The following is a 23,395-nucleotide window of genomic DNA, read 5'->3' on the forward strand; positions in this document are numbered from 1 at the left end:
TGCGGTGCATCGGTGCCGCTATTCCAGTATCCTTTTCGCCCCGCCTTTTCTGATCGAACCAGACAACGAGACATCACATGGCCGGACATAGTAAGTGGGCGAATATCCAGCATCGCAAGAATGCCCAGGACGCCAAGCGCGGCAAGCTCTTCACCAAGCTCATCAAGGAAATCACCGTGGCGGCCCGCATGGGCGGGTCCGATCCAGCCACCAACCCCCGGCTGCGACTGGCGGTGGACAAGGCCCTGGATGCCAACATGACCAAGGACACCATCGATCGTGCCACCAAACGGGGCGCCGGTGAGCTGGAAGGGGTCAACTACGAGGAACTGCGCTACGAAGGCTACGGGCCCGGTGGTGTCGCCATCATGGTGGATTGCATGACCGACAACCGCAACCGCACCGTCTCCGAAGTGCGTCATGCCTTCAGCAAGTGCGGCGGCAACCTGGGTACCGACGGCTCCGTGGCCTATCTGTTCGAGAAGACCGGCATTCTCAGCTATCCCGCCGACAGCGATGAGGAGCAGGTCATGGAAGCCGCCCTGGAGGCCGGCGCCAACGATATCCTGGTGAACGACGACGGGTCCATCGACGTGCTGACCAGCCCCGAAGACTATGACGCCGTGCGTGAGTCCATGACCGGAGGGGGGCTCAAGCCCGAGCGCAGCGAGGTGACCATGCGTGCCGCCACCGGCAGCAGCGTGGCGGACACGGACACGGCCAAGGCCCTGCTCAAGCTGCTGGACATGCTGGACGACCTGGACGATGTGCAGAACGTCTACACCAATGCCGACTTCCCCGATGAGGTCATGCAGGCCCTGTGACGGCACCCATACGCATCCTGGGGATCGACCCGGGCTCGGTGGTCACCGGCTACGGCATCGTCGATACCGATGGCCGTCGCAGTACCCATGTGGACAGCGGTTGCATCCGTGTCAGGGGCGAGGACCTGCCGGCCCGTCTGGGCCATATCCTGGTCGCGGTCGCCGAGCTGGTGGCCCGCCACCAGCCCCAGGTGATGGCTATTGAACAGGTCTTCGTCTCCCGCAACGCCGCCTCTGCCCTCAAGTTGGGGCAGGCGCGGGGGGCGGCCATCTGCGCGGCGGTGCAGGGCGGGCTGGCCGTGGCCGAGTATGCCCCCCGATCCATCAAGCAGGCGGTGGTTGGGACCGGTGCCGCCGACAAGACCCAGATGCAGCACATGGTCACCATGATTCTGGGGCTGGCCGCCCGGCCCGCCGCCGATGCCGCCGATGCCCTGGCGGTGGCCCTGTGCCACGCCCATACCCAGGCCACCTTGTCCCGCCTGCCGGCGGGGTATGTGAGGAGATCCCGATGATCGGAAGACTGCGTGGTGTGCTGATCCACAAGCAGCCCCCCCACCTGATGCTGGATGTGCAGGGCGTGGGCTATGAGCTGGAGGCCCCCCTATCCACCTTCTATGACCTGCCGGCGGAAGGGGCCGAGGTGACCTTGCACACCCATCTGCATGTGCGCGAGGATGCCCATGTCCTCTATGGTTTTGCCGGTGCGCGGGAGCGGGCCCTGTTCCGTAGCCTGATCCGGGTGAGCGGTGTCGGTGCCAAGATGGCCCTGGCCATCCTCTCGGGCATGACCACCGAGGCCTTCAGCCGCTGCGTCATGGACAACGACATCACCCAGCTCACCCGCCTGCCGGGTATCGGTCGCAAGACGGCGGAGCGGTTGGTGATCGAGATGCGCGACCGGGTGGCGGCACTGGGAGAGGGGGCCATCCTGCCCGGCATGACCGGCGGCGTCTCGACGCCGCGTCCGGCGGACCCGGTCTCCGACGCGGTGGCGGCCCTCATCTCCCTGGGTTACAAGCCTCAGGAGGCCAGCCGCCTGGTCAGTCTGGTGGAGGATGAGGCCCGTACCAGCGAAGAGCTGATCCGGCTGGCCCTCAAGTCCACCCTCAACAAGTAGTAATGTGACATGTCCGAGCGCATCATCAGTGCCGACACCGCCCCCGACGATGAAACCCTGGAACGCTCCATCCGTCCCCAGCGTCTGGCGGACTACGTGGGTCAGCCGGTGGCCCGGGAACAGATGGAGATCTTCATCTCCGCCGCTCGCGCCCGCGGCGAGGCCCTGGACCATGTGCTGATCTTCGGTCCGCCGGGGCTGGGCAAGACCACCCTGTCCCATATCATCGCCCAGGAACTGGGGGTGAACATGCGCCAGACCTCCGGCCCGGTGCTGGAACGCCCTGGCGACCTGGCGGCCCTGCTGACCAACCTGGAGCCCCATGATGTGCTGTTTGTGGACGAGATCCACCGGCTCTCCCCAGTGGTGGAGGAGGTGCTGTACCCGGCCCTGGAAGACTTCCAGCTGGACATCATGATCGGTGAAGGCCCGGCGGCCCGCTCCATCAAGCTGGACCTGCCTCCGTTCACCCTGGTGGGCGCCACCACCCGCGCTGGTCTGCTCACCTCACCCCTGCGGGACCGCTTCGGCATTGTCCAGCGCCTGGAGTTCTATTCCAACGAGGATCTGGCCCATATCGTGCGCCGTTCCGCCCGTATCCTGGGGGCGGAGCTGGACGGGGAGGGGGCCGTGGAGATCGCCCGCCGTGCCCGTGGTACCCCCCGAATTGCCAATCGTCTGCTGCGGCGCGTCAGGGACTATGCGCAGATCAAGGCTAATGGCATTATCAGCGCCCAGGTGGCGGATCGTGCCCTGAACCTGCTGGATGTGGACGCCCATGGTTTTGATGCCCAGGACCGGCGGCTGCTGCTGTCGGTGATCGAGAAATTCGATGGCGGCCCGGTGGGGCTGGACAGTTTGGCGGCAGCCCTGGGGGAGGAACGAGGGACGATCGAAGATGTGATTGAGCCCTATCTGATTCAGCAGGGCTTTCTCATGCGCACCACCCGCGGCCGCATGGCCACCAGCAACGCCTACCGGCACTTTGGTCTGCGAGTGCCCTCGGCCCTGGAGGCCCGGGTCGCCCTGCCGGATCTGTTTGAATCCGCCGCTACGGTGACGGATTCAAGCCCTGAAAACCCCAAACTGTGACCGATCTCCGTGCCTGACACACCCCCATCCCCCACCATGAGCCCCGCTTTTGTCTGGCCTGTCCGCGCCTACTACGAAGACACCGATGCCGGCGGCGTGGTGTTCTATGCCAACTACCTCAAGTACATGGAACGTGCCCGCACCGAATGGCTGCGCCACCTGGGGATCAGCCAGGAACGGCTGCGGCAGGAGCAGGGGGTGATCTTTGCCGTACGCGCCGCCTCCCTGGAGTATCTGCGCCCGGCAGTGCTTGACGACCTGCTGCATGTCACCGCCCGGGTCACGGATCGGCGCCGGGCCAGCCTGGTGATCCGGCATGAGATCTGGCGCCGTTATGAGACCGAGACACCGGAACTGTTGAACCACGGCGAGGTCAAGATAGCCTGTCTCGATGCCGGGAAATTTGCCCCTCGCCCCCTCCCTGACCTGATTGTGGACGCCATGACCGCCGGAGACCCTGAGCAGTGAGTGTCGATCTTTCCCTGTACCGCCTGATCCTGGACGCCAGCCTCATCGTCCAGTTGGTGATGCTGATCCTGGTGCTGGCCTCGGTGTTCTCGTGGATGATCATTGTCCTCAAGTGGCGGGTGCTGCGGGAGGCCCGCCGGGTGGCGGACGAGTTCGAGGAGCGTTTCTGGTCCGGCGTGGATTTGACCCACCTGTATGACGGCATCCGGCGCAAGACGGAGGTCTCCGGGTTGGAGCACGTGTTTGCCGCTGGATTCAAGGAATTCCTGCGCGGGCGCAAGCAGCTGAGGGATCCCACGGTCGGGGTCTTGGTGACCGGCGGCACTGAGCGTTCCATGCGGGTGGCCATCTCCCGGGAAGGGGATGGGCTGGAGTCGTACCTGAACGCCTTGGCCACGGTGGGTTCCACCAGCCCGTATATCGGCCTGTTCGGCACGGTATGGGGCATCATGCATGCCTTCATGGGGCTGTCCGGGGCCCAGCAGGCCACCCTGGCCATGGTGGCCCCCGGCATTGCCGAGGCGCTGATCGCCACGGCCCTGGGCTTGTTTGCCGCCATCCCGGCAGTGATTGCCTACAACAGCTTTTCCTCGGATATCGACCGTCTCATGGCCCGTTACGACAACTTCTCCGAGGAATTGGCCACCCTGCTGCAGCGTCAGATGGGCGGTCGCGAACGGGACGAGGTCGAGGCATGAACTTGCGCGCCCCAAATTCTGTTGACGCGATCGCCTGGGGGCCGCCGCCATGGCGGTAGCCTCCCGTCGCACGGGGCGTCGTCGCTCCATGTCCCAGATCAACGTGGTGCCTTTCATCGACGTGATGCTGGTGCTGCTGATCATCTTCATGGTCACCGCACCCTTGCTGCAGCAGGGCGTGGAGGTGGACCTGCCGGAGGCGGATGCCCAGCCGCTGCAGGATGAAACCAGCCAACGGGAGGCCATTGTGGTCACCGTCACCCGCGACGGGCAGCTGAGCCTTAATCAGGGGCCCCAGGTGGGTGTCCCCCTGGACCGGGAGACATTGCGTGAGATCGTGGCCGGCCTGCTGGGGCAGCATCCGCAGACCCAGGTCTACGTGCGGGGGGACCGCTTCGTGGACTACGGTCAAGTGGTGGATGCCATGGTCAGCGTCCAGTCCGCCGGTGCCCAGCGGGTGGGACTGATCACCGACCCCCCCGATGTCTCGGCCAGGGACCGCTGATGCCATGTGGTCCCTGCTGCGCCGACATTATGGTCTGTTCGGGGGCATCCTCGGTATCCACCTTTTGCTGTTCGTGTTGCTGGGACTGAATATTCATTTCAAGTCCCGGGACGAGGCCGGCGCTCTGCAGGCCAATCCGGATGCCGCCGTGGAGGTCATCGAGGCGGTGGCGGTGGATGGTCGCACCTTCGACCGCATCGAACAGCAGCAGCGGGATACCGAGCAGCGAGCCCGGGCGGAGGCGGAACGCCAGCGCCAGGAGGCCTTGCGGCGAGAACAGGAAGAACGGCAACGTCAGGCGGAGGCCGAGCGCCAACGCCAGGAACAGGTCCGCCAGGCGGCGGAACAACGGCGCGCCGAAGAACAGCAGCGGGCTGAAGCGGCCCGTCGCCAGGAAGAGACTCGACAGCAGGAGGCGGAACGCCAGCGCCGTGCCGATGAACAGCGCAAGGCGGAAGAACAGCGCCGTGCCGATGAACAGCGCAAGGCGGAAGAGCAGCGCCGTGCCGATGAACAGCGCAAGGCGGAAGAACAGCGCCGTGCCGATGAACAGCGCAAGGCGGAAGAGCAGCGCCGTGCCGATGAACAGCGCAAAGCGGAAGAACAGCGCAAGGCCGAAGAGGCGCGCCAACAGCGTCTGGCGGAAGAACGGGCCGCCGAGGAGCGCCGTCGGCAAGAGGCAGCGGCCGCCGAACAGCGCCGCCAGCAGGCGGAAGAGGCCGCCCGGCGTCAGGCCGCCGTCCGGCAGGGCCAACAAAATGAATACATGGCCGCCATCCGCGCCGCCGTGGAAAGCCGCTGGCACCGTTCGGCCGGTCATCAGTCCGGTTACCGTGCCGTGGTCTTCATTCGCCAGGCCCCGGGGGGCTACCTCCACGAAGTCCGGGTGGAACAATGCTCGGGCGATCGGGCCTTCTGCGACTCCGTGGAACGGGCGGTGCGCCTGGCCGAGCCTTTGCCAAGTCCGCCCAGCCCCGATGTCTTTGCCCGCGAGATCCGATTCACCTTCGAGCCCGCCTGAACGGGGGCCATGAGATACCGGTCATGATTCAGATCCGACACGTCATCTTTTTGCTGCTGCTCTGTCTGCCCCTGGCGGGACAGGCCGCCCTGGAGATCCGCATCACCCAGGGCGTGGAAGGGGCCATGCCCATCGCCATCGTGCCTTTCGGCTGGCAGGGCGAAGCCCAGGTCCCCGAAGACCTGGCCACCATCATCGGTGCCAATCTCCACCGCAGCGGGCGTTTTGCCCCGGTGGATCGGCAGACCATGCCCCAGCGGCCCACCCGGGCCGATGAGCTGGACTTCCCCGCCTGGCGCGGTCAGGGCAGCAATTACGTGGTCATCGGCCGTCTGCAATCCACCGGAGCCGACCGTTTTTCCGTCCAGTTCCAGCTCTTCGACGTCGCCGGTGGGCGCCAGCTCACCGGCTACAACATCCCAGTGGAACGGGCCGACCTGCGCCGGGCCGCCCACATGATCAGCGACATCATCTACGAGCGCCTGACCGGTGAGCGGGGGGCTTTCGATACCCGGGTGGCCTATGTGAGCGTCACTGGGCAGGGCGGTGAGCGCCGCTTTGCCCTGCAGGTGGCCGATGCGGATGGTCATCATCCGCGCACCATCTTCCGCTCCGCCCAGCCCATCCTGTCCCCGGCCTGGGCCCCGGATGGTCGCCGGATTGCCTATGTGTCCTTCGAGAACGGCCGTTCCGAGGTCTTCGTGCAGAACGTGGACGGCGGGGATCGTACCCGTCTGGCTGCCTTCGAGGGCATCAACAGTGCCCCGGCCTGGTCCCCGGACGGCCGGCGTTTGGCACTGACCCTGTCCAGGGACGGGGCTCCCGACGTCTATGTGATGAATCTCGCTGACCGCTCGGTCACCCGCGTCACCCAAAGCCGGTCCATCGACACCGAACCGGCCTGGATGCCCGATGGCCGCTCTTTGGTCTTCACCTCGGACCGGGCGGGTCAGCCCCAGCTCTATGAAGTGCCGGTCACCGGCGGCCAGCCCCGGCGCCTGAGCTTTGAAGGACGTTACAACGGCGGCGCCAGCATTTCCCCGGATGGGCGTCGCGTGGCGATGGTGCATGGTGCCGGCGGTGGTTTTCGCATCGCCATACTGGACCGCCAGACCCGCCTGTTCCGGGTGTTGACCGATGGCCGTGCCGATGAGGCTCCGAGTTTTGCCCCCAATGGCAGCATGATCATCTACGCGACCTCCGAGCGCGGCCGGGGTATTCTGGCGGCGGTCAGCGAAGACGGCCGCGTCCACCAGCGTCTGGTGTTGCAGGAGGGCGAGGTTCGAGAACCCGCCTGGTCGCCGTTTCGTGAGTAAATCGAGCACCGAAGTTCAGATGCAGTACCCCTTGATCCTCCGGGATCAAGGCATTTAACAACCTAACCGATACCCCGAGGATTACCTCAATGCGCAGTTCCCATGTCATTAGTCGTTCCCTGCTGTTCGTCCTGATGGCCATCGTTCTCCTGACCCTGGGCGCCTGTGCCTCGGTGGACAAGACTGCAACCACCGATCCGGTGCTGGTGGGTGATGTCCATGACGATGGCCGCGCCCCGGGCGACCGCTACCCGGGTGAAACCACCCCCCTGGGCCGCGATGGCCGCCTGACGGCCGATGCCCTGTCCGATCCCTCCAGCCCTCTGTCCCAGCGAGTAATCTATTTCGAATTCGACCGTGACGATGTCCGTGCCGACTTCGTCGACGTGGTGGCGGCTCATGGTGCCTATCTGGCCCGCAATTCACAGACCCGCATCCGTCTTGAAGGTCATACCGATGAGCGCGGCACTCGCGAATACAACCTTGGCCTGGGCGAGCGCCGTGCCCATTCTGTGCGTCGCATGCTGCTGCTGCAGGGGGCGTCCGGTGACCAGATCCAGGTGATCAGCTATGGTGAAGAGATGCCCGCCGCCATGGGCAGCAGTGAACAGGCCTGGCAGCAGAACCGCCGGGTGGAATTGATCTATGAGGGGCACCGCAGATGAAGGGATCGATGACCGCTGTTCTGGTCGTAACGGCGCTGCTGGCAGCGCCGTTGTCCCCCGTTCAGGCCCAGAGCCGCGCCCAGGCCGCGGCTCTGGAGGAGCGCATGCAGCAACTGGACGTTCGCCTGGAGCGTCTGGAACGGCTGCTGGAAAGCGAGGCCCTGATGGAATTGATGCAGCGGGTGGACGCCATGGACCGGGATGTGAGGGAGCTGCGGGGTGAATCCGAAACCCTGCGCCATGAGCTGGAGGGGCTGCGGGCCCGTCAACGTGACCTGTACCTGGACGTGGACGGACGCCTGGAAAACCTGGAGCGGGGCGGATCTTCCGCGCCTGCACCCGCCTCCGGGGCGGCGCCCGCCACATTGCCGGATGGGGCTGCCGCTGCCGTGGATCAGGGCGATGGGGCGGCCTTCGGCGAAGTGATCGTCGGCACCGACAGCGATCCCGCGTCGGAGCAGGCGGCCTATCAGGCCGCTTTCGAGCTGCTCAGGCAAGGTCGGTATGAGCCGTCGATCACCGCCTTTCGCGGCTTCCTGGAGCGTTTTCCCAATGGCAACCTGGCATCCAATGCCCAGTACTGGATTGCCGAGGCCTACTATGTGACCCGTGATTTTCCCCGCGCCCTGGCGGAGTTCAAGCTGGTGAACGAACGCTATCCGGGCAGCAACAAGGGGAGTGACGCCCTGCTCAAGCAGGGCTTCACCCACTATGAGCTGGAGCAATGGGCCGAGGCCCGGCGTGTACTCACCCAGGTTCGGGATCAGAACCCCAGCAGCTCGGTGGCCCGGCTGGCGGAACAGCGGCTGCAGCGCATGAACGAGGCAGGGCGTTCGTGACCGTGGTAGGTCGATTGCGCATCACCGAGATCTTTCTCTCCCTGCAGGGGGAGTCCCGCAGCGTGGGCTGGCCCACGGTCTTCGTACGTCTGACCGGCTGTCCCCTGCGCTGCGGTTATTGCGATACCGCCTATGCCTTCACCGGCGGCTCCTGGATGACCCTGACGCAGATCCTGGCGCAGGTGGCCGGGTACGGTGTTCACCATGTCTGTGTGACCGGCGGCGAGCCCCTGGCCCAGCCGGACTGTCTGCCCCTGCTCACCGCCCTGTGTGATGCCGGCCACGAGGTGTCTCTTGAGACCAGTGGGGCGCTGGATCTTGCCCCGGTGGACCCTCGTGTCATCAAGGTCATGGACCTCAAGACACCGGCCTCCGGGGAGTCCGGGCGCAACCGCTGGGAGAATCTGCAATGCCTGGGTTCGGCGGACCAGATCAAGTTCGTCCTCTGCGACCGGGCCGACTACGAGTGGGCACGGGAGGTAATGCAGACCCACGACCTGGCGTCCCGGGCGGAGATCCTGTTCTCCCCCGTACACGATCGTCTATCGCCCCGCGACCTGGCCGAATGGATCCTGGCGGACCGCCTACCGGTCCGTTTCCAGATCCAGCTCCACAAATGGCTCTGGGATGACGCCCGGGGTCGATGAAAGCGCCCCCCCCCCGGAGTCCGCCATCCCCGATAATTAACCCGGTGATTCCCGATAATTGGCCCCGTCATTCCCGCGAAAGCAGGAATCCAGCGAGGCCCCCCCTGGACTCCCGCCTTCGCGGGAGTGACGATACCAACCCAACCCCGTCATTCCCGCGAAAGCGGGAATCCAGTCTCTCGGAGTAACCATGAAAAACGCAGTCGTCCTACTCTCCGGCGGCATGGACTCGGCCACCGTCCTGGCCCTGGCCAAGGCCGATGGTTTTGCCTGCCACTGTCTCAGCTTCCGCTACGGCCAGCGTCACAGCGCCGAACTGACGGCAGCGGCGGAACTGGCCCGCAGCCTGGGCGCGACGGATCACCGGGTGGTGGACCTGAACCTGGGCCTGTTCGGTGGTTCCGCCCTCACGGACGACACCATCCAAGTCCCGGACCAGCTCTCCGACGGTATCCCCGTCACCTATGTCCCGGCCCGCAACACCGTGTTTCTCGCCGTGGCCCTGGCCTGGGCGGAGGTGCTCAAGGCCCGGGACCTGTTCATCGGCGTCAACGCGGTGGATTATTCCGGCTATCCGGACTGCCGCCCCGAGTTCATCCAGGCCTTCGAGACCATGGCCAACCTGGCCACCAAGGCCGGCGTGGAAGGGGATCGCATCCGCATCCGCACCCCCCTCATCGACCTGAGCAAGGCCGAGATCATCCGCCGGGGCGTAGCCGCGGGCGTGGACTTCTCCCGCACCGTCTCCTGCTACAGCGCCGATGCCGAGGGACGCGCCTGCGGCACCTGCGATGCCTGCCGCCTGCGGGCCAAGGGCTTCGCCGACGCCGGCATCCCCGACGTCACCCGCTACCGCCCCTGAACATGCCCGACGGCTTCTACACCAGGAAAACTGATCCGGACATACAAAACACTGAATGTCCCGGTCAGCGGCCTGTTGCACAATGACGCCGACATGACAAGAATCAAGTCGGCGGTCCGATTCGGAACAAGACCGACCTGCACCCAAGGCAAGCCTAGCCGCCGGCTGGCAGCCGGCCCCGGGGCCCCAGGAGGAGATCCATGCTGTTCGAGAGCTTTCCCACCGCCGCCGCCGCCGTGCTGGCCTCCATCTTCGTGCTGGCCTTCATCCTCGGCGCGGTGGCCAACAAGACCAACTTCTGCACCATGGGTGCCGTCTCCGACTGGGTGAACATGGGGGACACCGGGCGCATGAAATCCTGGTTCCTGGCCATAACCGTCGCCATGCTGGGGGTGATCCTGTTCGAGGCCTTCGGCCTCATCAGCGCGGATGGGGCCTTTCCTCCCTACCGTTCACCTCAGTTCGCCTGGGTGGAGCACCTGTTGGGCGGCCTGATGTTCGGCATCGGCATGACCCTGGCCAGCGGCTGCGGCAACAAGACCCTGGTACGGGTTGGCGGCGGCAACATCAAGTCCATCATGGTGCTGCTGATCATCGCCGTGATCGCCTACTTCATGATCAATCCGTTCCCGGGTACCGCCCACACCCTCTATTCCCTGCTGTTCTACCCCTGGACCAATCCCCTGAGTATCAGCCTGTCGTCCCAACAGGACCTGGGCTCCCTCGTGGCCGGCAACGAACATGGGGCGATGGCGCGACTCATCATCGGTCTTGTGATCGGCGCGGCGGCCCTGTTTCTGATCTTCCGCAAGGCGGACTTCCGAGGCAGCTTCGACAACATCCTCGGCGGCCTCGTGGTGGGGCTGGTGATCGTCGGGGCCTGGTACGTTACCAGCACGGTACAGATCGACGACGGCATGGACGGTCGGCACAGCCTGCAAAGCTATGTCCAGGACTGGGACTTCCTGGCCGATGATCCGGGCGGACGCCCCGGCGAGGCGGCCCCCTGGGCCGCCCAGTCCTTCACCTTCATTAATCCCATGGGGCAGACCCTGCGCTATGCGGGCAGTGGTTTCGACGCCACCCTGCTATACATCGGCGTTATCGCCCTGGTGGGGGTGATCGTGGGTTCCCTGTTCTGGGCCATGGTCTCAGGCGCCTTCCGGGTGGAATGGTTTGCCTCCCTGAGGGACTTCTTCAACCACGTCATCGGCGCCATCCTGATGGCCTTCGGCGGTGTCCTGGCCATGGGCTGCACCATCGGCCAGGGCATCACCGCCATCTCCACCCTGGCCCTGGGCGGTTTTCTCACCTTCGGCGCCATCGTCCTGGGCGCAGCCATGACCATGAAGATCCAGTACTACAAGATGCTCTACGAAGACGAAGCCACCTTCTTCAAGGCCTTTGTCACCGGCTTGGTGGACCTGCGCCTGCTGCCCGCCCGACTCAGAAAGCTGGAGGCCATGTAGCCGTTATTTTCCGCCCTTCTCCCCAAAGGGGAGAAGGGCGGGGGATGAGGGGGGTGACCTTTCCTGCAAAAAAACTTGCACTTCCCGGAAAATCCAGTAAGATACCTGCCCTTTCCAGGGGTAACCAAAACCCTGGAACATCCCTCCCAGTGGGTCGTTAGCTCAGTTGGTAGAGCAGGAGACTTTTAATCTCTTGGTCGTAGGTTCGAATCCTACACGACCCACCATTTAAATCAGGCGCTTACGCCACCCTCCCGCTCCCGATGATTTCAGGATTATGGTGCCGGGCGTCGCTGTGGCACCTAAGCGGCCATCGCGCTGCCGCGATCCGTATCGATCTGTTACTGCCCCTGTGCCCCTATGGTTGATGGGCTTTCAGGTGCTTTTTTGCGTGGCATTTTGTGATTTTCCTCGCAGAGCGAAGAAAATGCTTTGCCAAACGCACACACGGTCCCGAGTCTGTAGATGCCGCTTAGCGGCTAATGGCTAATGGCTGGAGGGTCGTGGACCGGGCTGTGCCCGGTACGGACTGCACGCGACGCCGGCAGTCTGTTACTTCACAGAACAGAATGCTCTTTTTTGTAAATAAGGGGGCATTGGAGATTTTACTGTGGCCGCCCTCAGGTTAGTTCTTCCGCTCCGAGGGATACATTTTTGTCCGGGCTATCACTTCCCTTTATCAGTTATGTAAGGGACTTTCACCACCCCCAAGTCATCCCGAGGCGCCATCCTCGGGAACAGCGCCCTTCTCGGCATGAACCCCGTCGACTGGCGCTCATGGGCAAATACCCGCAATGACAATCCCCAGAGGTCCCTTGCGGTCCGCGCAGGACTGATGGCTTCTCCCATCAAGACCAAGCCCGCATGGGCAGTGAGGGTGCGGCGAGGGGACTGTTCCAGGCGCGGCGCTTGGCGGGGCATGTGGGTTCACCCAGCTGGTGCAATGGAATGCGCTTATTTTCTTATGCATCTCTTTGTTTTTAAAGCAAAATAATCAAATTCTCCGGAAGCTCTTCACGGATTTAGGTCTTCTTCAATGGCGACAGCACGCATGGTTTTGCCAAGGTGCTCTTGAAAATCACTGAAACGGACTCGGAAGGCAGCCAGTGTTTCGTGGTTTTCCTGGGTCAATCGCATGATTTTTTGGATTTGCTCCGTGCCTTGACCTCACTATAGTGTAGAAATCGTCTTTGAACCATTCACTCGAACAGAATGCACGATAACGGAGGATTTCCATGCCCAAGCCATGTCTGCTTGCCCTGTCCGGCAGTGCCCGCCGGGATTCCCTGAACCGCAAGGTGCTGGCCGTGATGGTGCGCGGTGCCGAGGCGGCGGGGGCCGAGGTCCGGGTGGTGAGTCTGGGCGACTACCCCTTGCCCCTCTATGACGGCGACCTGGAAGACACCCAGGGGTTGCCCGACAATGCCGCCCAGTTGCAGCAGTTGTTCGCCGATCATGACGGCCTGCTGCTGGCTTCCCCCGAATACAACGGCTTCTTCACCCCCCTGCTCAAGAACGCCCTGGACTGGGTGTCTCGTCCGCTGCCGGACGGCTCCGGCCGGCCGGGCACCGCTTGTGTGTGGGGCAAGCCTGCCGGCATCGCTGCCGCATCCCCCGGTGGTTTGGGTGGTATCCGTTCCTTGCAGCATACCCGCCAGTACCTGGCCAATCTGGGTTTCCTGGTGGTGCCGGAGCAGATGGGGGTGGGCCAGGCGGACAAGGCGTTCACGGACGCCGGTGAGCTCAGGGACGAGGGCGTTCGCAAGGCGGTGGAGGGTGTGGGCGCCGCGGTGGTGCGTGTGGCCATGGCCGTCAAGGCGAGCTGATCAGCCTCAGCCAGGCTTGCCATTCCCGCATCAGGTCGGGGCTTGCTGCACATACCGCGGAGCGGGGGCGCAGGTCCAGGGTGTCGGATGCCGGTCCCGTCAGGGTGGCAAAGTGGCCGCCTGCCTCGCTCAGGATGAGCTGGCCGGCGGCGTAGTCCCACAGGCCCTGCCGGCCGTGCACATAGACGGCAAAGCGTCCGGTGGCCACCCAGCACCACTCCAGGGCAATGGAGCCGATGGAGCGCTGGGAGGCGTAGGGCGGGGCATTGGCCAGCCGGGTGGCCAGTGCCTTGGGCAGACGTTTGAAGTCCACGCCCGCCAGGGCCTCGCACAGGGGTGGGGCATCGTCGGGGGCCAGCTTCATGGGGGCACCGTTGAGTTGCGCGCCGGCGCCTCGTCGGGCGGAAAAGGTCTCGTTGCGGCAGGGGTCATGGACTAGGCCAAAGACCGGTTGGCCGCGTTCCAGCAGGGCCAGGCTGGTGGCGTAGGCCGGCAGGCCCATTCTGAAGTTGCTGGTGCCGTCCAGCGGGTCCAGTACCCAGACCGGACGATCCTCGGCCAGGGCAGCCTGTTGGCGATCCGGGGACATCTCCTCCCCCAGAAATCCGGTCTCGGGGTAGTGCCGTCCCAGCCAGGATTGCAGGCCGTGCTGAATGTCCAGGTCTACTTGGGTCACCCAGGAGCCGTCACTCTTGCGCGTGGCGGCGGGTGTTTGTGCCTCCAGGGCCCGGCTCACCTGGCTGCGGACGGCCTGGATGACGGCTTCGGGATCGATGGTCAGGGACATGTCGGTCGCGTTGCTCCTGGGACGGTCGGCTCTGGCTGGGCTACTGTATGCTTCCGATCCATGGTGGTGAGTGTAGTCTGGCATGAGTGGGGAGGAAAATGATGACGCCCGGCGTCCAGCAGGTGAAAAGGGCAGGGGTTGCGCACACGGTGCACGAATATGACCACGATCCATCCAGCGCCGCCTATGGCAGGGAGGCGGCGCAAAAGCTGGGCCTGCCGGAAGGCCGGGTCTTCAAGACCCTGGTGGTGAGCCTGGACGGCGCAGGGTTAGCCGTGGCCGTGGTGCCCGTCTCCTCCATGCTCAACATGAAAGGCATCGCCCGGGCCGCCGGGGCCAAGAAGGCCGCCATGGCGGACAAGGCCCTGGTGGAGCGTACCACTGGTTATGTCCTGGGCGGTGTCAGCCCCCTGGGCCAGAGAAGGCGCCTGACAACCTATATCGACGACTCAGCCCAGGGTTTTCCCACGATGTTCGTGAGCGCCGGTCGCCGGGGCCTACAGATCGAACTGTCTCCCCGGGACCTGGCGCGGCTGACTCAGGCCCGGTTTTTTCCTCTGTGCCAGTAGCGGCTTCCGGGCGGGCGAGACCCGTTCACATCCAATCCTGATACCGCTTGAGACCCCTCGGTCGTGGTATGGCTGCTCATGCAGTCGCCTTGAGGCACCGCTTTCCCTTGTGAGTGCTTTTGCGCTGGCGCACCTGGGTAATTCCCATTGCCTTGATTCGGGAGGCCAGGGTGGTGGCCGGAATGCCCAGCAACTCGGCCGCGCCGCTTCGGCCAAACACCTTCCCGTGACAGGCCTCCAGGGCGGCGATGATGTTCTGCCGGTCCCGTTCCCGGCGCTCCGCTTCCGTGAGCACGGGGTGTGTCTTCTGCGCTTCCTCCGCAGCCGCCGTGGCCTCGGTACGTTTCTCGCGAGGCTCAGACGCTTCACCCAGGGCTACCAGCAGCAGTTTCCGCTTTTGCACCGTCACGGCGCGAATGGAGCAATTCACTTCAAGCAGCGCGCCATCGACCAAGCCGATCTCCAACGCCTGCGTACCAGCCTGGCCTTCAGTCACGGCTTGCTCCACCATGCGGACCAACTGCCGGGGCCGGCCGGGAGCCCAGTGTGTCGGCTTTATGCCCACTACGTCCTGAATCGGCCGCCCCAGCAGGGCGCAGGCCCCATGACTGGCGTCCAGTACCCGCATGTCATCCGGTTCCAGCAACAACAAGGCCGCCGGGCTTGCGCTAAACAGAGCACGGTAGGCCGCATCGTCCGGAACCCCCTGATCCGTCGGGTTTTCCGGCTTGGCCATGATCATCCTTGGTGCGGCATGGCCAAGCGTGTGCATCAGCCTGTCTTCCGATGCGGGTTGTTGCTGATAAACGCTTTTTTTTGTATGGTTTTTCATTATGTTACGGGCTCACTGTCGGATCGGGTCGCCACGGCTCCGAAGTTCCGAACACGGGAAACGATGCCGGAACAGGCTGGAGCGGCTATCGGGGCTGCACTGATTCCGTGCGTATCAAGGGCACTTGGGCCTGCAAACACTGGAGGTATGATTTTTTAGCACGATGCGTGCCAGGCGGGTCGTCATTCGCGGGGCGGGATGGGACCGACCGAAAGGGCAGGAATGGGGAAACGCCGATTCTGCGGCGTGATCAGACGGCCAGGGGGGCTCTGAACAGATCTCCCCCGCTTGGGCGGGGGGGATGGTAGGGGGAGTTGATCCGGTGTGCGGCAGGCCGTCACTTGAGTTGGCGGTTGATGATGTCGCTGTACTTTCTTTCGATCACATGACGCTTTTTCTTGAAGGTGCTGGTGATTTCCTCTCCCGGAGTGAACTCCTTGTCCAGGAAGTAGATGCTGTGCAGCTTCTCGTGGGGCCTGAAGCCCTTGCGGGGGTGGAGCAGCTTGTTCATCTCACCGCGGAGGCGATCCAGCAGATGTTTGTCCTTGAGGGCCTCGTCGGCTTCTCCCACGATTTGGTTGTACTTTTCCTGGACAAACTCCCGCAGCTTCTCCATGTCGGGCACGATGAGGGCGCCCAGTCCTTTCTTGTCCTGCCCCACCAGCACGGCGTCCTTGACGAAGGGGAACATGGACAGGGTGGCCTCAATGTTGGTCGGGTCCACGTTCTCGCCGCTGGCCAGGACGATGATGTCCTTGGCCCGTCCGGTGATGACCAGTTCTCCGGTCAGGGTCATGCGCCCCAGATCACCGGTGCGCAGGAAGCCGTCGTTGGTGAAGGCCTGCGCATTGGCGATGTCGTTGTCGTAATAGCCCTTGAATACCTGGGCGCCCCGCACCTGGATTTCCCCTTCGGTGCCGGGGGGGAGCGGTTGATCGGTGGCGTCCACGATGCGCAGTTCCGTTTCGCCCACCGCCGGACCCAGGGTGCCGAACACATTGCATTCCAGGCCGCGACCGGCAATGCCCGGTGAACACTCGGTCATGCCGTAGGCATTGATGATGCGGATGCCGATGGCGTCGATCCATTCGTCCAGATAGGGCGGCAGGCTGCCGCCGCCGCTGATGGCGGCCTTGAGGCGGCCCCCGAACTTCTCCTGGACCAAGCGGAATTTCTTGCGTGCCAACAGGTTGGGCAGGAACAGCAGGACGTTGGTCAGTGCCGCCCGAGTCTTGTCCCCGGCCTGTCGCAGGACGGGGGGCTTGGCAAATACCGGCAACTGGTCCCTCAGGATGCGCTGATTGCGCCGGTAGGCGGCGGATACCCGGACCAGCAGACTGAAGATCCTGGCCTTTTTCGGATCCTTTTTCTTCAGTTCGGTGGTGATCCGGGTGTGCAGGGCCTCCCACACACGGGGTACGGTGGCCACCAGAGTGGGCCGGTAGGTCTCCAGGTCCTGGGCAAAGGTCCGGATCGAGGAATAGACCAGGCAACTGCCGCGGGCGATGCCGATGTATTCGGCGGTCCGCTCGAAGATGTGCCAGGAGGGCAGGATCGATACCCAGACATCCGTCTCATCGAGCGCGATGAGCGGCGGCAGGGTGCGGATGTTGTGCATGATGTTGCTGTGGGTGAGCATGACCCCCTTGGGCGTGCCGGTGGTGCCCGAGGTATAGATGATGGTCAGCAATTCTTCAGGCTGGATGTGCTCCGCCAGCCCCTTGAACCACTCGATGTCCCGGGGTTCGATGGTGCGGTCAGCCAGGATCTCGGTGTAGGACACCACCTTGTGGAACCAGGTATGCTTTTCCGCCCCCACCATCACGAACACGCCCCGGGGCTTGAGGCTGTGCAACAGGTCCTGGTGGGCTTCGTAGACCGCATCCGTTTCCACGATCACGAATTCGGCGCCGGAGTGGTTGATGATGTACTCGATCTCGCCAGCGGGGGTATCGCAACCGCGGGGCACGCTCACCGCGCCCAGGGCCTGCAGCGCCATGTCGGTGACGATCCAGGCGTAGCGGTTGTCGGACAGCAGAAAGACCTTGTCGCCCCGCCGGATCTTGCCGGCCTTGAAGGCCCGCGCCAGCAGCAGCACGTCCTCGAAGAATTTTTCATAGGTGACCCGGAATTCCTCCTCGCCCACCCGGTAGATGAAGGCCAGGCGGCCGTTGAAGTGTTCACAGCTGTTGAGGAAGGTGTGAAACAGGGTCGGCGCGTGCAGCATGGATGGGTTCACTTTTGGCATTGATCCCTGACCGGCACGGACGCGAAAGATGTTGCGTCGCGGCAAATCAGACGTGGTGGGCAAGGGGGCAATCTATGCCAGAGATCCCATTAAAAACAATGATGCAGGCCATTCAATGACCGGTTCGCACGTATCCCATTCATGGTCGGTGGCGTATGGCGCAAGCGGCCTCCCGCAACCGCGTCCATCCAGGTATGCTGGGCACTCCGCGGCAGACGCTGACGCTGCCCAACACCTGGGCCGCTGACATGTTGCTCAAACGCTGGGTTGTTCAACCAAGGCTTGCGATCATTACGCTGGTCATCGGCGTCCTGCTTTCGGTACTGGTCGCCGATCAGGTGCGCCGTGCCACCGAGCGGGATGCCATCGCCGGTTTTGCCTTCACCAGTGATCAGTTGACCATCAAGGTCCAGGAACGCCTCAATGCCCATACCCTGGTCCTGCGTGGCGGTGCCGGGTTGTTCGAGTCTTCCGATGATGTCACCCGTGATGAGTGGCGGTCCTTCATCCGGAAGCTGCGGGTGTCCGACATCATCTCCGATGCGCAGCACTTCGGTTTTGCGCCGCTGATCCGTCCGGAACTGCTGGAAGGCCATGTGGCCGAGCTGCGGGCCGGATTTCCGCATTACACCGTGCATCCCCGCGGGGCCAGGGAGGCCTATGTCCCCGTGCTCTATCTGGAGCCCTTCGATACCTTGGGTCTGCAGGTCCTGGGCATGGATCTGCTGACGGACGAGGCGATACAGGCCGCCCTGATCCACGCCCGGGACAGCGGTCTGTCCACCCTGACCGGCAAGATCGATATGTTGCGGGAGGCCACGGGCGATGCGCAGCACACGATCCTCATGGCCATGCCGGTCTATCTGCAGGGGGCTTCGGTCGACACGGTGGCGCAGCGTCGCGCCGCTCTCGTGGGCTGGACGTTCAGTCCGTTTCTGATGAATGACTGGATGGGCCGGATTCTTCAGGACTGGGGGCGGTTGAATGGGCGAGGTATCGCCCTGCAAGTCTACGATGGCCTGGAAGCCGATTCTCGACACCTGCTGTTCAGTAATCATGGTGCGGCGTTCGCCCCATCAGGCCCGTTGCTCCAGAAGCGGACCATCAGTTTCAATGACCGCCGCTGGTTACTGGTGTTCGATGAACCGGCCCCGGACGCCGGTATCCCATACGGCATGGCCTGGACGACCTTAGCCGCAGGCCTGAGCCTTTCCGGTCTGCTGTCGGCGTTGATCCTGTCCATGGCCACGACCCGTACTCGTGCCATCCGTCTGGCGGATCAGCTTACCGAAGAGATCAAGGCAAGGGAGGCTCAGCTCGAGGAGAGCGAGTTCCGTTGGCGTTTTGCCATTGAGGGCTCCGGCGCAGGGCTATGGGACTGGAACCTGGATGATGGTTCGGTGTTTTACTCGGGGCGCTGGAAACACATCCTCGGGTTCAATGCGGAAGATATCGGCGTCTCTGTGGATGAGTGGCAAGATCGTCTGCACCCGGATGACAGGTCGCGGGCCCTGGATGCCCTGCACGGTTGCCTGGGCGGTGAGGCTGCCGTGTACAGTGACGAGCACCGGATGCAGTGCAAGGACGGTCGCTGGAAATGGCTGATGGAACGGGGCGTCGTGGTCAGTCGCGCTCCGGACGGCCGCCCCGTGCGCATGATCGGGACCAGCACGGACATTTCCCGGCGTAAGGCCCTGGAAGCCGCCCGTGAAAGTCTACTGGACCAGTTCCAGACCATTGCCGCCCGTGTTCCCGGCCTGGTGTTCGAGTTCAGGCTATATCCCGGTGGTCGTGCCTTTTTCCCCTATGTGAGCGAGGGTATTCGTCAGCTTTACGGGCTGGCGCCGGAAGCGATCAGGGAGAACGCCCGGTCGGCACTCAAGGCCGTGCATCCGGAGGATCGCCGGGAGTTCGTTGCCTCGATCAATCGCTCGGCCGAGGACCTGTCTCCGTGGCAACAGGAATATCGGTCACGGTTCAGGGATGGGACCATACGCTGGCTATTCGGCGATGCGCTTCCCCATCGCGCCGAAGATGGGGCCATCAGCTGGTATGGCGTCATCACTGATATTACCGAGCGCAAGCAGTCCGAACTGGCGCTGTGCCGCGCCCATGCCGAGAACCGCCGTTTTCGCGAGGCGCTGGATCACGTTTCTTCATACATCTACATGAAAGACGTTCATTACCGCTATATCTATGCCAATCGGGCAACCCTGAGGCTGTTCAACTGTTCCACGGAGGCGCTGATTGGCGCCGAGGACAGCGATTTCTTTCCCTCTGTTTCGGTACGCCGTCTGCGGCAGATCGACCGACGGGTGTTGCAGGGCGAACAGACCAGCGAGGAAGTGGAACTGGAGGACAGCCAGGGTCGCAACAGGACTTATCTGGAGATCAAGACCCCGATTCATGATGAGACGGAAGCGCGGATTGTTGTTGGTCTGCTGGGCATCTCCACCGACATCACCACACTCAAGGAACATGAAATGCAACTGGAGCGCATCGCCCACTATGATGCGTTGACCAACCTGCCTAATCGGGTCCTGCTGGCTGATCGTCTGCATCAGGCCATGAGTCAGGCCCAGCGCCGCGGTCTGCACATTGCCGTGGTGTATCTGGACCTGGACGGTTTCAAGGCCGTCAATGACCGGTTTGGTCACTCCGTGGGGGATCAGTTTCTGATGGCGCTGGCCGGCCGCATGAAGGAGTCATTGCGCGATGGTGACACCCTCTCACGTCTGGGGGGCGATGAGTTCGTGGCGGTGTTGCTCGACCTGCCGGCCCCGGATGCCGGTACGCCTCTGCTGTTGCGCCTGCTGGATGCCGCTTCCCGCGGCATCCGGATCGAAGGTCATGTGCTCCAGGTGTCAGCCAGCCTGGGAGTGGCCTTCTACCCTCAGGAAGAGCCCATCGAAGCCGACCAGCTCCTGCGGCAGGCGGACCAGGCCATGTATCAGGCCAAAGTGGCCGGCAAGAATCGCTTCCACCGGTTTGATGCGGATCTGGATCGCAGCCTGCGCACACGGCACGAAAGCATCGAGCGTATCCGGGGTGCCCTGGAGGGTAATGAGTTCGTGCTTCATTACCAGCCCAAGGTCAACCTGCGCACCGGTGAGATCATTGGTGCCGAGGCGCTGATTCGCTGGCAGCATCCGGAACGGGGGTTGCTGTCCCCCGCCTATTTTCTGCCCGAGATCGAAGAGCATTCTCTGGGTGTTGCCGTTGGCGAATGGGTGATTGATACCGCGCTGAGACAGGCTGCTTACTGGCAGGCGGAGGGTCTTGGGATGCCGGTGAGCGTCAACATTGGTGCCAGACAGCTACGTCAGAGTGACTTCACGGCCCGTCTCAAGGCACTGCTGGCAAGGTATCCCCAGCTGCCGCCGGATCATCTGGAGCTGGAGGTACTGGAGACCAGCACCTTGGGCGATCTGGTCCAGGTCTCTCGCCTGCTGGAAGAATGCCGGGCCATCGGGGTGAGTATCGCCCTGGACGATTTCGGCACCGGGTACTCCTCACTGACCTACCTGAAGCGACTGCCGGCGGGCGTGGTCAAGGTGGACCAGAGCTTTGTGCGGGATATCCTGGAAGACCCGGATGACCTGGCCATCCTGGACGGAGTGCTGGGGCTGGCGGGTGCGTTTGGTCGCGTGGTGATTGCGGAAGGGGTGGAGACCCTCTGCCATGGCGACATGCTGCTGCGGATCGGCTGTGAGCTGGGTCAGGGCTACGGTATTGCCAGGCCGATGCCGGCGGCGTCCTTGCCGGGGTGGGTTCGGCAATGGCAACCCAGCCCCCGCTGGGCCGGACTGCGACGCCTGAACCGTCAATATCTGCCATTGCTGTATGCCCAGGTGGAGCATCGTGCCTGGATTCAGGAGCTGGCAGATGCCCTGAGGGCGGGCGGTCGCGAGTTGCCCCATCCGGTTCATGATCAGTCCATCTTCAGCCGCTGGATGGATCAGTCCGGCCTTCAGCCATGCCCGGGGTTCGATACCGTGGACCGGCTGCATCGGCAGATCCATGAGCTGGCCGGGGTGCTCTACCAGTTGCATGCGCGGGGCGACGCTCAGGCCGCCTGCCGCCGTCTGGATGAACTCACTGCCCTGAGGGATGCCCTGTTCAAGGCACTGGATGAATATCTGGATTGAGCCGGGCTGAGCGGTGCCGGATACTTACCCGGAAAGCAGTTCCCTGGTTACTTGGTGTACCGTCATGACGTCTTCTCGGGTGCAGTCGAACTGCCCGACCTGTACCCGTATGACGAAGCGGTCTTGATGCCGGGTCTGGGTGAGGTAGACTCGGCCATCGTCATTGATGCGGGTGAGCAGTACCTCGGTGGCGACATCGCCGGCCTTGAGGGCAAAGCTGAACAGGGACAGGTTAGGGGGGGTGATGATCTCCACACCCGGCAGTGCGGCCATGGCGGCGGCCAGTTCCTGAGACCAGGCGACGTGGTTGCGGATGCGTCGGCGCAGGCCTTCCAGGCCGTAGGCGCGGAGGGTGAACCAGATCTTCAGGGCCCGGAAGCGACGCCCCAGGGGGACCGTCCACTCGTTGTAGTTGGTGATCTCCGACTGTCCCAGGGTTTCCAGGTAATCGGGACGCAGACCCAGGGTGCGGACCTGGGGGACGGGGTCGGCCAGAAGCTGGATGGAGCAGTCCATCTGTATGCCGAGCCATTTGTGGGGATTGAAGACGATGCTGTCGGCACCATCAATGCCTGCCCAGAGGCCACGGAACTCCGGGCAGATCATGGCCGATCCGGCCCAGGCGGCGTCCACGTGGGTGGTCAGGCCGTGGCTCCTGGCCACCGGGATGGCGTCCTGAAGCCGATCGCAGGCACCAATGCCGGTGCCACCCACGCAGAGGATCACCCCGGCTGGCCGGTAACCGGCGGCCAGATCGGCGCGGATGGCGGCGTCCAGGGCCGCGGTATCCATGGCATGGTGCTCATCGGTGGGGATCCTGACCAGGTTGTCCTGGCCGATGCCGGCGATGCGGATCGCCTTGTCGATGGATGAATGGACCTGGGTGGAGGCATAGACGCGCAGGCGGGGCTGGTCCGTGAGCCCTTGGGTGTTGCCGGTCCAGGACAGGGCCCGTTCCCGCATGGTGAGCACCGCCGAGAGGGTGGCGATGGTGGCGGTGTCGTGGATGGTGCCGGTGAAGTGGGGCGCCAGTCCCAGGGCGTCGCGCAGCCAGCCGATCATCACGGTTTCCATCTCCGTGGCGGCGGGGGAGGTTTGCCAAAGCATGGCCTGGGCGGCCATGCTGTTGGCCAGCTGCTCCGCCAGCATGGAGGCCGGCGCGGCGTTGCCGGGGAAGTAGGCGAAGAAGCGGGGGTGCTGCCAGTGGGTCATGCCATCGGGCACGATCCGGGCGAAGTCTTCAAAGATCGTTGCCATGGGCTCGGGCTGTTCCGGGGCGGCCTCGGGCAGGTGGGCGGCAATGTCGCCGGGCCGTGTCTGCGCCCGCACCGGACGGTCGCGCAGGCTGGTATGGTATTCATGGGTCCAGTCGGCGGCGCGTTTTGACCAGTGGCGAAGATCGTCGTGGTTCATCGGGGACTCCGGGGGCAGGGGAACGGGAGCGTTTTTGTTGGGTGTA

21 protein-coding genes and 1 tRNA gene are annotated in these 23,395 nt (G+C 63.8%); 18 read left to right on the forward strand and 4 right to left on the reverse strand.

The features are described 5' to 3' along the window. The first annotated feature begins 77 nt into the window (after positions 1–77). From LQ956_RS10045 to LQ956_RS10120, 16 genes are all read left to right on the forward strand, one after another. On the forward strand, positions 78–824 hold the full coding sequence (locus LQ956_RS10045) for a YebC/PmpR family DNA-binding transcriptional regulator (RefSeq protein ID WP_238629459.1): 747 nt from the start codon (positions 78–80) through the stop codon (positions 822–824). Next, positions 821–1,339 (forward strand): crossover junction endodeoxyribonuclease RuvC, encoded by a 519-nt coding sequence (gene ruvC, locus LQ956_RS10050; protein WP_238629460.1) that lies wholly within the window; start codon positions 821–823, stop codon positions 1,337–1,339. The genes LQ956_RS10045 and ruvC overlap by 4 nt, the downstream gene beginning before the upstream one ends. Next, positions 1,336–1,944, forward strand: coding sequence for a Holliday junction branch migration protein RuvA (ruvA, locus tag LQ956_RS10055; RefSeq protein WP_238622292.1), 609 nt, complete (start codon positions 1,336–1,338; stop codon positions 1,942–1,944). The genes ruvC and ruvA overlap by 4 nt, the downstream gene beginning before the upstream one ends. 9 nt (positions 1,945–1,953) lie before the next feature. Further along, entirely contained in the window at positions 1,954–3,036 is a 1,083-nt protein-coding gene (gene ruvB, locus LQ956_RS10060; protein ID WP_238622293.1) for a Holliday junction branch migration DNA helicase RuvB, read from the forward strand. Positions 3,037–3,072: 36 nt separating this feature from the next. After that, complete coding sequence (gene ybgC / locus LQ956_RS10065) at positions 3,073–3,504, forward strand: tol-pal system-associated acyl-CoA thioesterase (protein ID WP_238629461.1); 432 nt, start codon at positions 3,073–3,075, stop codon at positions 3,502–3,504. After that, a complete protein-coding gene (tolQ, locus tag LQ956_RS10070) occupies positions 3,501–4,202 on the forward strand; it encodes a protein TolQ (protein WP_238622295.1) in 702 nt (233 codons plus the stop codon). The genes ybgC and tolQ overlap by 4 nt, the downstream gene beginning before the upstream one ends. 49 nt (positions 4,203–4,251) lie before the next feature. Beyond that, positions 4,252–4,707 (forward strand): protein TolR, encoded by a 456-nt coding sequence (tolR, locus tag LQ956_RS10075; protein ID WP_238622296.1) that lies wholly within the window; start codon positions 4,252–4,254, stop codon positions 4,705–4,707. 4 nt (positions 4,708–4,711) lie between these two features. After that, on the forward strand, positions 4,712–5,728 hold the full coding sequence (gene tolA, locus LQ956_RS10080) for a cell envelope integrity protein TolA (protein WP_238629462.1): 1,017 nt from the start codon (positions 4,712–4,714) through the stop codon (positions 5,726–5,728). A 23-nt stretch (positions 5,729–5,751) separates the two neighbouring features. Further along, positions 5,752–7,044 carry a Tol-Pal system beta propeller repeat protein TolB gene (tolB, locus tag LQ956_RS10085; protein ID WP_238622298.1) on the forward strand — a complete coding sequence of 431 codons (1,293 nt, stop codon included), beginning with the start codon at positions 5,752–5,754 and terminating at the stop codon, positions 7,042–7,044. An 89-nt stretch (positions 7,045–7,133) separates the two neighbouring features. Next, positions 7,134–7,709, forward strand: coding sequence for a peptidoglycan-associated lipoprotein Pal (gene pal, locus LQ956_RS10090; RefSeq protein ID WP_238622299.1), 576 nt, complete (start codon positions 7,134–7,136; stop codon positions 7,707–7,709). 8 nt (positions 7,710–7,717) lie between these two features. Next, the gene (gene ybgF, locus LQ956_RS10095; RefSeq protein ID WP_238622300.1) at positions 7,718–8,548 is read left to right on the forward strand and encodes a tol-pal system protein YbgF; all 831 of its coding nucleotides are present in this window, start codon (positions 7,718–7,720) and stop codon (positions 8,546–8,548) included. Then, entirely contained in the window at positions 8,545–9,195 is a 651-nt protein-coding gene (gene queE / locus LQ956_RS10100; protein WP_238622301.1) for a 7-carboxy-7-deazaguanine synthase QueE, read from the forward strand. Before ybgF ends, queE begins: the two co-directional genes overlap by 4 nt. A gap of 190 nt (positions 9,196–9,385) precedes the next feature. Next, complete coding sequence (gene queC / locus LQ956_RS10105) at positions 9,386–10,057, forward strand: 7-cyano-7-deazaguanine synthase QueC (RefSeq protein WP_238622302.1); 672 nt, start codon at positions 9,386–9,388, stop codon at positions 10,055–10,057. Positions 10,058–10,257: 200 nt separating this feature from the next. Next, the gene (locus LQ956_RS10110; protein WP_238629463.1) at positions 10,258–11,526 is read left to right on the forward strand and encodes a YeeE/YedE family protein; all 1,269 of its coding nucleotides are present in this window, start codon (positions 10,258–10,260) and stop codon (positions 11,524–11,526) included. 151 nt (positions 11,527–11,677) lie between these two features. Continuing rightward, a tRNA-Lys gene (locus tag LQ956_RS10115) sits at positions 11,678–11,753 on the forward strand. A 1,008-nt stretch (positions 11,754–12,761) separates the two neighbouring features. Continuing rightward, positions 12,762–13,352 carry an NADPH-dependent FMN reductase gene (locus LQ956_RS10120; protein WP_238622206.1) on the forward strand — a complete coding sequence of 197 codons (591 nt, stop codon included), beginning with the start codon at positions 12,762–12,764 and terminating at the stop codon, positions 13,350–13,352. Here LQ956_RS10120 and LQ956_RS10125 read toward each other — a convergent pair. Continuing rightward, positions 13,339–14,139 carry an inositol monophosphatase family protein gene (locus LQ956_RS10125; RefSeq protein ID WP_238622207.1) on the reverse strand — a complete coding sequence of 267 codons (801 nt, stop codon included), beginning with the start codon at positions 14,137–14,139 and terminating at the stop codon, positions 13,339–13,341. The two genes, LQ956_RS10120 and LQ956_RS10125, sit on opposite strands and share 14 nt — an antisense overlap. Before the next feature lie 101 nt (positions 14,140–14,240). Here LQ956_RS10125 and ybaK point away from each other — a divergent pair, with 101 nt between their 5' ends. Further along, positions 14,241–14,708 (forward strand): Cys-tRNA(Pro) deacylase, encoded by a 468-nt coding sequence (gene ybaK, locus LQ956_RS10130; protein ID WP_238622238.1) that lies wholly within the window; start codon positions 14,241–14,243, stop codon positions 14,706–14,708. 76 nt (positions 14,709–14,784) lie between these two features. Here the strand turns inward: ybaK and LQ956_RS10135 are convergent, their stop codons facing one another. After that, positions 14,785–15,480, reverse strand: coding sequence for a helix-turn-helix domain-containing protein (locus LQ956_RS10135; RefSeq protein WP_238629464.1), 696 nt, complete (start codon positions 15,478–15,480; stop codon positions 14,785–14,787). 397 nt (positions 15,481–15,877) lie between these two features. Next, complete coding sequence (locus LQ956_RS10140) at positions 15,878–17,767, reverse strand: AMP-dependent synthetase/ligase (protein WP_238629465.1); 1,890 nt, start codon at positions 17,765–17,767, stop codon at positions 15,878–15,880. Between the two features lie 176 nt (positions 17,768–17,943). Between LQ956_RS10140 and LQ956_RS10145 the strand changes: the two genes are divergently transcribed. After that, on the forward strand, positions 17,944–21,936 hold the full coding sequence (locus LQ956_RS10145; RefSeq protein WP_238629466.1) for an EAL domain-containing protein: 3,993 nt from the start codon (positions 17,944–17,946) through the stop codon (positions 21,934–21,936). Positions 21,937–21,960: 24 nt separating this feature from the next. Here LQ956_RS10145 and LQ956_RS10150 read toward each other — a convergent pair whose 3' ends face one another. Further along, a complete protein-coding gene (locus tag LQ956_RS10150; RefSeq protein WP_238629467.1) occupies positions 21,961–23,349 on the reverse strand; it encodes a pyridoxal phosphate-dependent decarboxylase family protein in 1,389 nt (462 codons plus the stop codon). Positions 23,350–23,395: the final 46 nt, after the last annotated feature.

The organism is Ectothiorhodospira lacustris (genome assembly GCF_022227845.1).
Classification (GTDB): Bacteria; Pseudomonadota; Gammaproteobacteria; order Ectothiorhodospirales; family Ectothiorhodospiraceae; genus Ectothiorhodospira; species Ectothiorhodospira lacustris.

What these genes read in the sequence shown, in the direction of transcription:
- tolR (WP_238622296.1), top strand. Translation starts at nt 4,252, where the DNA reads ATGGCGGTAGCCTCCCGTCGCACGGGGCGTCGTCGCTCCATGTCCCAG.
- pal (WP_238622299.1), top strand. Translation starts at nt 7,134, where the DNA reads ATGCGCAGTTCCCATGTCATTAGTCGTTCCCTGCTGTTCGTCCTGATG.
- ybgF (WP_238622300.1), top strand. Translation starts at nt 7,718, where the DNA reads ATGACCGCTGTTCTGGTCGTAACGGCGCTGCTGGCAGCGCCGTTGTCC.
- tolA (WP_238629462.1), top strand. Translation starts at nt 4,712, where the DNA reads ATGTGGTCCCTGCTGCGCCGACATTATGGTCTGTTCGGGGGCATCCTC.
- ybgC (WP_238629461.1), top strand. Translation starts at nt 3,073, where the DNA reads ATGAGCCCCGCTTTTGTCTGGCCTGTCCGCGCCTACTACGAAGACACC.
- ruvB (WP_238622293.1), top strand. Translation starts at nt 1,954, where the DNA reads ATGTCCGAGCGCATCATCAGTGCCGACACCGCCCCCGACGATGAAACC.
- LQ956_RS10120 (WP_238622206.1), top strand. Translation starts at nt 12,762, where the DNA reads ATGCCCAAGCCATGTCTGCTTGCCCTGTCCGGCAGTGCCCGCCGGGAT.
- LQ956_RS10145 (WP_238629466.1), top strand. Translation starts at nt 17,944, where the DNA reads ATGGCGCAAGCGGCCTCCCGCAACCGCGTCCATCCAGGTATGCTGGGC.
- ruvA (WP_238622292.1), top strand. Translation starts at nt 1,336, where the DNA reads ATGATCGGAAGACTGCGTGGTGTGCTGATCCACAAGCAGCCCCCCCAC.
- LQ956_RS10125 (WP_238622207.1), bottom strand. Translation starts at nt 14,139, where the DNA reads ATGTCCCTGACCATCGATCCCGAAGCCGTCATCCAGGCCGTCCGCAGC.
- LQ956_RS10045 (WP_238629459.1), top strand. Translation starts at nt 78, where the DNA reads ATGGCCGGACATAGTAAGTGGGCGAATATCCAGCATCGCAAGAATGCC.
- LQ956_RS10150 (WP_238629467.1), bottom strand. Translation starts at nt 23,349, where the DNA reads ATGAACCACGACGATCTTCGCCACTGGTCAAAACGCGCCGCCGACTGG.
- LQ956_RS10110 (WP_238629463.1), top strand. Translation starts at nt 10,258, where the DNA reads ATGCTGTTCGAGAGCTTTCCCACCGCCGCCGCCGCCGTGCTGGCCTCC.
- tolB (WP_238622298.1), top strand. Translation starts at nt 5,752, where the DNA reads ATGATTCAGATCCGACACGTCATCTTTTTGCTGCTGCTCTGTCTGCCC.
- LQ956_RS10140 (WP_238629465.1), bottom strand. Translation starts at nt 17,767, where the DNA reads ATGCTGCACGCGCCGACCCTGTTTCACACCTTCCTCAACAGCTGTGAA.
- LQ956_RS10135 (WP_238629464.1), bottom strand. Translation starts at nt 15,480, where the DNA reads ATGCACACGCTTGGCCATGCCGCACCAAGGATGATCATGGCCAAGCCG.
- queC (WP_238622302.1), top strand. Translation starts at nt 9,386, where the DNA reads ATGAAAAACGCAGTCGTCCTACTCTCCGGCGGCATGGACTCGGCCACC.
- ybaK (WP_238622238.1), top strand. Translation starts at nt 14,241, where the DNA reads ATGACGCCCGGCGTCCAGCAGGTGAAAAGGGCAGGGGTTGCGCACACG.